The sequence below is a fragment of the Kineococcus vitellinus genome (genome assembly GCF_009906315.1).
Classification (GTDB): Bacteria; Actinomycetota; Actinomycetes; order Actinomycetales; family Kineococcaceae; genus Kineococcus; species Kineococcus vitellinus.
Window position 1 is genome coordinate 1 of sequence record NZ_JAAALL010000209.1, and the last position, 7843, is coordinate 7843.

Consider the following 7843-nt stretch of genomic DNA (forward strand, 5'->3'; position numbering starts at 1 on the left):
GGCCAGCACCGCCTCGAACAGCGCCAGGTGGGGCCGCCCGCAGCGAGCGGCCCCACCTGGCGCTGTTCGAGGCGGTGCTGGCCGCGCAGGCCTCGCTGGTGGCCCGCTGGGTGCTCGTGGGGTTCGTCCACGGGGTGATGAACACCGACAACACGACGATCTCGGGCGAGACGATCGACTACGGCCCGTGCGCCTTCCTGGACGCCTACGACCCCTCCACCGTCTACAGCTCCATCGACCACGGCGGGCGCTACGCCTACGGCAACCAGCCCGCCGTGGCGCAGTGGAACCTCGCCCGCCTCGCCGAGGCGCTGCTGCCGCTGCTGCACGAGGACGAGGAGGAGGCCGTCCGGCTCGCCACCGAGGCGCTGGGCACCTTCCCCGAGCGCTACCGCAGCGCGTGGGTGGACGGCGTGCGCGCCAAGCTCGGGCTCGCCGGTGCGGCCGACCGGGCCGCGCCGGACGCGGTCACCTCGCTGGCCGAGGAGCTGCTGGAGCTGATGGCCGTGCACCGCGCCGACTTCACCTCCTCCTTCCGCGCCCTGGCTGCCGCCGCCCGCGGCGACGCCGCTGCGGTGCACCGGCTGTTGCCCGACGCCGGCGCCGTCGACGCCTGGCTGGCGCGCTGGCGCGCCCTGGAGCCGGACGCGGCGGCGATGGACCGGGTCAACCCGCTGTACGTGCCGCGCAACCACCTCGTGGAGGAGGCCCTGGCCGCCGCGACCGACGGCGACACCGCTCCCTTCGAGCGGATGCTGGACGTCGTCAGCGCCCCCTTCGAGGAGCGCCCCGGCCTGGAGCGCTACGCCGCCCCGGCCCCGGAGGACTTCGGCGACTACCGGACCTTCTGCGGGACGTGACGAGCGGCGCCCGCGCCGCGGGCGGGCGCCCTACGCTGCCGGGGTGAAGATCGTCGTCCCCGGCGGCACGGGTCAGGTCGGAGGCGTGCTGCGGCGCGCGCTGCTGGAGCGCGGCGACGAGGTGACGGTCCTCAGCCGCCGGCCCGAGCGCCTGGAGGACGGCGTGCGGCACGTGGTGTGGGACGGGCGCACCCTCGGCGCGTGGGCGGCGGAGCTCGACGGCGCCGACGCGGTGGTGAACCTGGCCGGGCGCACGGTCAGCTGCCGCTGCACCGACGCCAACCTGCGCCAGATGATGGACTCGCGCGTGGAGTCCACCCGCGCGGTGGGTGCGGCCATCGCCCGGGCCGAGCGGCCGCCGCGGGTGTGGCTGCAGATGAGCACCGCCACGATCTACGCCGACGCCCGCAGCCGCCCCGACGGCCTGCCCCACGACGAGGCGACCGGGGTGCTCGGCGGCGAGGAACCCGACGTCCCGCTGTACCGGGAGTACAGCGTCCGCATCGCCCGCCGCTGGGAGCAGGCCCAGGCGGACGCCGACACCCCCGCCACGCGCCGCGTCGCGCTGCGCACGGCGATGGTCATGACCCCCGACCGCGGCGGCGTCTTCGACCACCTGTCCCGGATGGCCCGCCTCGGTCTGGGCGGGCCCGTCGCGGGCGGGCACCAGCACGTCTCCTGGATCCACGGCGAGGACTTCGTGCGCGCCGTGCTGCTCCTGCTCGAGCGCGACGACCTCGAGGGCCCCGTCATCCTCGCGGCGCCCGGACCCGTCCCCCAGGGGGAGCTCATGCGCTCCCTGCGCCGCGCCTGGGGCCGCCGCCTGGGCCTGCCCGCCACCCGGCTGATGGCCGAGGCCGGCGCGCTGGTCCTGCGCACCGACACCGAGCTGCTGCTGAAGAGCCGTCGCGTCGTGCCCGCCCGCCTGCTCGAGGCCGGTTTCACCTTCGCGCACCCGCGCTGGGACGAGGCGGCGGCCGACCTGGTCCGGCAAGCTCGGGAGCTGCGGCGGGCTCGGGAGCTGCGGCGCGTCAGCTGACGCAGAACTCGTTGCCCTCGGGGTCGCGCAGCGTGGTGGTGACCGGGCCCCGGTCCGTGGTCGTCCACAGCACGGCGGCGCCGAGGGCGACGAGGCGCTCCACCTCGGCCTCGCGCTGCTCGGCGCCGACCTGCAGGTCCAGGTGGACGCGGTTCTTGGCGGTCTTGGGCTCGGGCACGCGCTGGAAGAACAGCCGGGGCCCGCCGGTGGTGGAGCGGCAGGCCGCGACGTCGCGGAACGCCTTGCGGCCCTCCACCTCGAGCACCCCCTCCGCCGGCAGCAGGCCGGAGCGCACGAGGTGCTCGACGACGTCGTGGTGGTCCTCGCGCTCGCAGCCCAGCGCCAGCGACCAGAAGGCGGCCAGCCCGTGGGGGTCGGCCGCGTCGAACGCCACCTGCACCGTCGTGCTCATCGCCGGCCTCCAGCCGCTCGGGTACCCGGCTCCGATGATGGCGCGCCGGCGCGGGGGGCACCAGGGTCGCCCACGCCCACGCCCACGCCCACGCCCGCGGTCGAGGACGACGCGCACCTGCTGGGCGTGCCCGTGGCCTGGCACCCGGGTTTCCGCGCCACCCTCGCCGAGGTCTCCCGGCACCCCGACTACCGCGGCCGGGCGGTTCGCGCAGCGCGCCCTCACCCTGACGGGCGCTGCTGCGCGCGGGGGGAGCAGCCGATGAGCAGTGCGGGGACGTCCACCGGCGCGGCCGGTGCCCCGCGAGCGCGACGGAGCCCCGGCGGAGGTCGGATCGGCCGCCGCGGGAGGTGAGCGGTGGCCACGACGGGCGAGGAGCCGGTGCGGCGCTGGTGGGCGCGCCCGGCCGGGCTGGTGGAGCAGACGCGCCGGCTGTTCTGCCTGCTGGTGCTGCTGTCGGCGGTGCTGCTCCTGCCCGCCACCGCGCACAGCGGCTCGGGGCCGGCCTCGCTCGGCGTCGGGGCCGCCGTGCTGCTGCTGGCGGTGCTGTGGGTGCACCGCTACGCCACCCGCACCGCCACCGCGGCCGCCGACGTCGCCGAGGCCGCGCTGCTGGGGGCGGCGGTGGCGCTCAGCTCGCCCCCGATGCTCGTGTTCGGCTTCGCCTTCCCCGCCCTGTGGTTCCGCGCCGTCTACGGCAGCGGTCGCCGCGTCCTGGCGCACTGCGCCCTGGTGGCGGCCGGGGTCGCCGGCGGGCTGCCGCTGTGGAGCCTGGTGCCCGGCCACGAGGGGCCGGCCGACGTCGCTGCGGTGCTGGGCTGCCTGCCGCTGGCGTTCGTGACGTCCGTGGGGGCGCGGCACCTGGCCACGGCCCTGTTCGCCCGCGAGCAGGGCCAGCGGCGCGACGCCGTGCTCAGCGAGCTGGGGCGCCACCTGCTCACCGTCACCGACCGGAAGCAGATCGAGGACCTGGGTGAGCGCGCGGCGCGGGACGTCTCGCGGATCACGCCCGGGCTGGCCAGCGCCCTGGTGGACGCCACCGCCGACGGCGCCGTGGTGCGGATGGCGATCGGCGCCTGGCGGCGGCCGCTGCCGGCGGTGCTGCCCGACGTCCTGCTGCCGGACCGGCCTCCCGCCGACGGGCAGCCGTGCACGCTCAGCGCCGCCTCGCTGGACGCCTGCGCGGGCCGGCCCGGGCGCTGGACCGCGATCCCCGACGCCACCCGGGCCGGCAGCTGGCTCATCAGCGGCGCCCCCGACCGCATCGCCGCCGAGGGCGTGCTCGCCATGCGCACCGCCTTCACGCAGGTGGCGCAGGCGCTGGTCACCAGCGAGGCGCACCGGGCGCTGCGCGAGCAGGCCCGCACCGACGCCCTCACCGGACTGGCCAACCGCGCGGCGTTCACCGAGGCGCTGCAGCGGGCCGCGAGCGCACCGGAGGCGGGTTTCAGCGTCGCCTTCGTCGACCTCGACGACTTCAAGCTCGTCAACGACGCCCGCGGCCACGCCGCCGGCGACGAGCTGCTGCGGACCGTGGCCGCGCGGCTGCGGGCCGCGGTGCGCGAGGGCGACGTGTGCGCGCGCCTGGGCGGTGACGAGTTCGCCGTGCTGCTGCACGGGACGGACGGCGCGAGCGCCGGCGCCCTCGCGGAGCGGTTCGTCACGGCGCTCGCCGAACCGGTCGCGCTGCCCGGCGGGTCGGCGCGGGTGGGCGCGAGCATCGGCGTGGCGCACCGCGCCCCCGGTGAGGACGCCGAGCAGGTCGTGCAGCACGCGGACGTCTCGATGTACGCGGCGAAGGCGGCGGGCAAGAACCAGGTGCGCGTCTTCGCCGCCTGACCGGCTGCGCCGCACCGGGACCCGGTGCGCCCGGGTCCCGGTGCGGGTGGCTCACCGGCCGCTGCTCAGCGGCCGCTGCTCACCGGTGCAGGCTCAGCGTGAGCCGGTGCGCGCCCGCGCGGGCGTCGTCGCCGACGTCGATGCGGTACAGCCCCGTGGTGGGCAGCGTCACCGTGACGTCGGACTGGTTCCGGCTCCCCGTGGTGTGCAACGGGGTGCCGTCGGGGGCGACGAGCGCGAACGCCCCCGTGGCGGAACCGCTCAGCTGCACGCGCGCGCGCTGACCGGCCTGCGCGTCGAAGGTGTACGCGGCCCGCTGGACCGGGCCCACCTGCGCGCTGACGGTGGCGCTGCTGCGACCGGGCGCGAAGGCGATCCTCGTCGCCTCGGCCACCACCGGCCGGCCCGTGCCGCCCGTGCCAGCGCCCGGCCTCGTGGTGCCCGCCGTGGTGGCGGGGATCGACAGCTCCAGGCGGTAGCTGGAGGGGCGGCTGGAGACGATGTCGACGTAGTAGCGCCCCGACTCGGGCAAGCGGTAGCTGAAGCCGCTCTGGCGCGGGCTGTGCGCGTCGTGCACGGCCGGGCCGGAGGGACCCACCAGCGTCCAGGTCTGCGCGCTGGTGGAGCGGGCCAGGTGGAAGGTGGCGGTCTGCCCGGCGTGCGCGTCGAAGACGTAGCGGTCGTCCTCGCCGGGGCCCACGCGGCCGCTGACGGTGGCCGAGGTGGCGCCGGGGGCGAAGCGGACGACGCTCTGGGCGGGGACGCCGGAGGCTCCCGAACCGGTGCCGGTGCCGGTGACCGGACCGGCCGCGCCGGCGGCGCTCGCCCCGCCGAGCAGGGCGGTGGCGGCCAGGGCGCCGACGACGAGGAGCTTGCGGTGCTGGGTGTTCATGGTGCTCGTGCCTCTCGGACGGGTGCGGAGGTCCGGTCGCGCTGACTGCGTGCCCGGCTCCGTCGGTGGGAGGACGCGGCAGCACCCGCGTTCGTTGCAGCGGCCGCTGCGGCGGTTCCCGGCGCATCGGACCACCGGTCCGGCGGGACGCGACGGGTTGCCCCGCGACGCTGCTGCGGCCGCCGCTGCCCGGTGTGGTCGTGGCGGTGCGGTGGTCAGCGGTTGCGGGCCGCCTCCAGCGCCGGGCCCAGCTGCGCGCGGCGGGAGGTGCCCAGCGCGCGGAAGGCGTGCTGCAGGTGCGCGCTCACCGTGCGGTGCGAGATGCGCAGCCGGTCGGCGATCTGCGGGTTCGTCAGCCCCTGCGCGGCGAGGGCGGCCACCTGCCACTGGCGCGGGGTCAGCCCGGCCGGCGCGGCGGTCGCCTCCTGCGCCGGCCGGACGTCCGCGCCGGTGGCGGCGGTGGCCGCACCACCGGCGCCGGACCCGGCGCAGGCGTCCCCCGCGGCGGTCAGCTCGGCCCGGGTGCGCTGCACCCACGGCTCCGCACCGAGGTCGGTGAACGCGCGCAGCGCCGAGCGCAGCAGCGGGCGCGCGTCGGTGGGGCGCTGGCGGCGGCGCAACCGCTCGGCGAGCTCCAGCTGCACCAGCGCCCGCTCGAAGGGCCAGCGCGCACCGGGAGCGGCGAGCGCGCGCCGGAAGTGCCGCTCGGCCTCGGCGTCGGCGCCCGCGTCGGCCGCCACGAGGGCGCGGGCGCGGTGCAGCACGAGCTCGCGCCGCACCGAGGGCAGGACGCCCCGCGCCTGCACCGCCGCCAGCAGCGCGCGGGCCCGCTGCCCGTCGCCGACGGCCAGGTGCGCAGAGACGACGTCGGCCAGCGCCGGGTCGGACACCAACGGGTGCAGCGCCGCCGCGTCCGGGCCGTGCAGGCGCCGCAGGTGCCGCACGGCCGAGCGGTGCTCGCCGACGGCCGAGGCCGCCAGCCCGCGGGCGCGCAGCAGCCGCGCCTCGTGCAGCGCCGAGGTGGCCGGTGGCAGCGACTGCAGGGCGGCCAGGACGTGCAGGGGCTGCTCGTGCTCGCCGCGCAGCAGCGCCAGCACCGCCCGGGAGACCAGGGTGGCGACCAGCGCCCGCCCCGGGGCGTCGTGCAGGCACCGGGCCACCTGCTCCCCCGCCTCCTGCCAGCGCCCGGCGTCCAGCAGGGCGATGGTGAGCAGTTCCCGCACACCGGTGCCACCGGCCGCCACCGCGTGCGGAGCGGATTCCAGCGCCCGGGTGAACGACGCGGCGGCACGTGCGCTCTCGTCCACGACCAGCGCCAGCGCCCCCCGTGCACCGTCCGGCGACAAGGCGCTGCCGCGCAACGGCTCCAGCCAGTCGTCACCACCGCGCACCGCGGCGCCGACGAGCCCGGGACGGCTCGCGGGGTCCAGCAGCGCCCGCCCCCAGGCGCGCACCACCGCCTGCGCGGCGTCTGCGGTGGAGCCGCTGCGCGCGCCGCCGCCGGGCCCCGCAGCCCTTCCAGGGTTTCTCGGGGTCCCCGGGGTTTCCGGTGCTTGCAGTGCTTCCCGGGTTTCCGGGTTCCCCGAGTTCCGGCCGTTCCCCGGGTCCGCAGGGCAACCGGGTTCGTCGGGCGTCCCGGGTCCGAGGAGTTCGCGCGCGCGGGCGATCGCCGGCGCCGTCCAGCTGACCCAGGCCTCGCCCACCGCCCGCAGCACGACGTCCTCGGTGCGCCGGCCGGATGCCGCCCCACCGGGTTCCCGGCCCCCCGCGCACAGCGCCTCCAGCCGCTCGGCCTCCCCGGGGTCCCCCGCCGAGCGGGCGTGCCGGGCCGCCAGCAGCAGCCGGCGGGCCCGGTCCTGCGCGGCGCTGCGCGCGGCGGCCAGCACGAGGGCGTGCGCGGCCGCCCGCGGTGCGGCCAGCCCGGCGAGCCGGTGGGCGGCCTCCTCCAGCCGGTCCGCGAGCGCCGGGTCGGGCCCGCTGCCCGCGCGGGCCAGGTGCCACGCGCGGGCGGGGTCGCCGGCGGGCAGCGCCTCGGCCACGCGCCGGTGCCCGGTGCGCCGCTGGGCGGCGGTGGTGCCCTCCAGGACCGCGACGGCCGTCAGCGGGTGGGCGAAGCGCAGCCCGCCGCCGCGGTGGACCAGCACGCCCGCCGCCACGGCGGGCTCCCACACCTGCGGCGGCCGGGAGGCCAGGACCGCCGCGCGGGCCCGGCCGGACCGCGTCTCCAGCGCCAGCGCCGCGGTCACCAGCGCTGCGCGCGTGGGCGCGGGCAGCGTGTCCAGACCGTCGGCGAACGCCTCGCGGGCCCGCACGCTCAGGCGCGGGGAGGCGCTCCCTCCCGGCTGCCCGGCCTCTCCGTCCCGGCCCACGCCGCCGCCCCGGGCGGACGCGGCCAGCTCGCCGAGCGCCAGCGGGTTGCCCGCGGCCGGCTGCACCAGCGGAGCGCGGGCCGCGGCACCGGCCGGCACCCCCAGGTCGTCCAGGACCTCGCGGACGTGCTGCGGCAGCAGCCGCTCGAGCCGGACGACGGTGGTCGCTCCCGGTCCCAGCACCTCCAGCGGACCCGGCCGCGCGGCGGGCACCCCCGCCGTCGCCGTCGCCGTCAGCAGCAGCGGGGCGCCGGTCCTGCCCACCGCCGCGGCCAGGGCGGCCAGCACGTGCAGGGACGCCTCGTCGGCCTGGTCCACGTCGTCGACCGACACCAGGACGCCGCGCCCGGCGGCGCGCGAGCCCACCAGTGCGACGAGCGCCTCCGCCGTCGCCGCGGGCCCCCGGCCCGCCGCGGGGTCGGGGGCGTCGCC

6 protein-coding genes are annotated in these 7843 nt (G+C 78.7%); 3 read left to right on the forward strand and 3 right to left on the reverse strand.

Annotation, left to right across the window (positions count from 1 at the left end):
- Both GTQ99_RS16425 and GTQ99_RS16430 read left to right on the forward strand, forming a co-directional pair.
- The coding region (locus tag GTQ99_RS16425; protein ID WP_205707636.1) for a protein adenylyltransferase SelO family protein at nt 1-860 on the forward strand (860 nt) is incomplete at its 5' end.
- Between the two features lie 43 nt (nt 861-903).
- Nucleotides 904-1899 (forward strand): DUF1731 domain-containing protein, encoded by a 996-nt coding sequence (locus tag GTQ99_RS16430; RefSeq protein ID WP_166616812.1) that lies wholly within the window; start codon nt 904-906, stop codon nt 1897-1899.
- Here the strand turns inward: GTQ99_RS16430 and GTQ99_RS16435 are convergent.
- Nucleotides 1892-2311: a VOC family protein gene (locus GTQ99_RS16435; protein ID WP_166616813.1), complete on the reverse strand. Its 420-nt coding sequence runs from the start codon at nt 2309-2311 to the stop codon at nt 1892-1894. The two genes, GTQ99_RS16430 and GTQ99_RS16435, sit on opposite strands and share 8 nt — an antisense overlap.
- A gap of 357 nt (nt 2312-2668) precedes the next feature.
- On the opposite strand from GTQ99_RS16435, the gene GTQ99_RS27035 reads away from it, so the two are divergent.
- Nucleotides 2669-4150 carry a diguanylate cyclase domain-containing protein gene (locus tag GTQ99_RS27035; RefSeq protein ID WP_166616814.1) on the forward strand — a complete coding sequence of 494 codons (1482 nt, stop codon included), beginning with the start codon at nt 2669-2671 and terminating at the stop codon, nt 4148-4150.
- A gap of 79 nt (nt 4151-4229) precedes the next feature.
- Here GTQ99_RS27035 and GTQ99_RS16445 read toward each other — a convergent pair whose 3' ends face one another.
- Together GTQ99_RS16445 and GTQ99_RS26190 are read right to left on the reverse strand one after the other, a co-directional pair.
- Nucleotides 4230-5042: a peptidase gene (locus GTQ99_RS16445; protein WP_166616815.1), complete on the reverse strand. Its 813-nt coding sequence runs from the start codon at nt 5040-5042 to the stop codon at nt 4230-4232.
- Nucleotides 5043-5257: 215 nt separating this feature from the next.
- Nucleotides 5258-7843: helix-turn-helix transcriptional regulator (locus tag GTQ99_RS26190; protein WP_166616816.1), on the reverse strand; the 2586-nt coding region annotated here is incomplete at its 5' end.

Bases quoted from the DNA above. Each gene is read 5' to 3' on its own strand.
- GTQ99_RS16435 (WP_166616813.1), bottom strand. From the start codon at position 2,311: ATGAGCACGACGGTGCAGGTGGCGTTCGACGCGGCCGACCCCCACGGG.
- GTQ99_RS16445 (WP_166616815.1), bottom strand. From the start codon at position 5,042: ATGAACACCCAGCACCGCAAGCTCCTCGTCGTCGGCGCCCTGGCCGCC.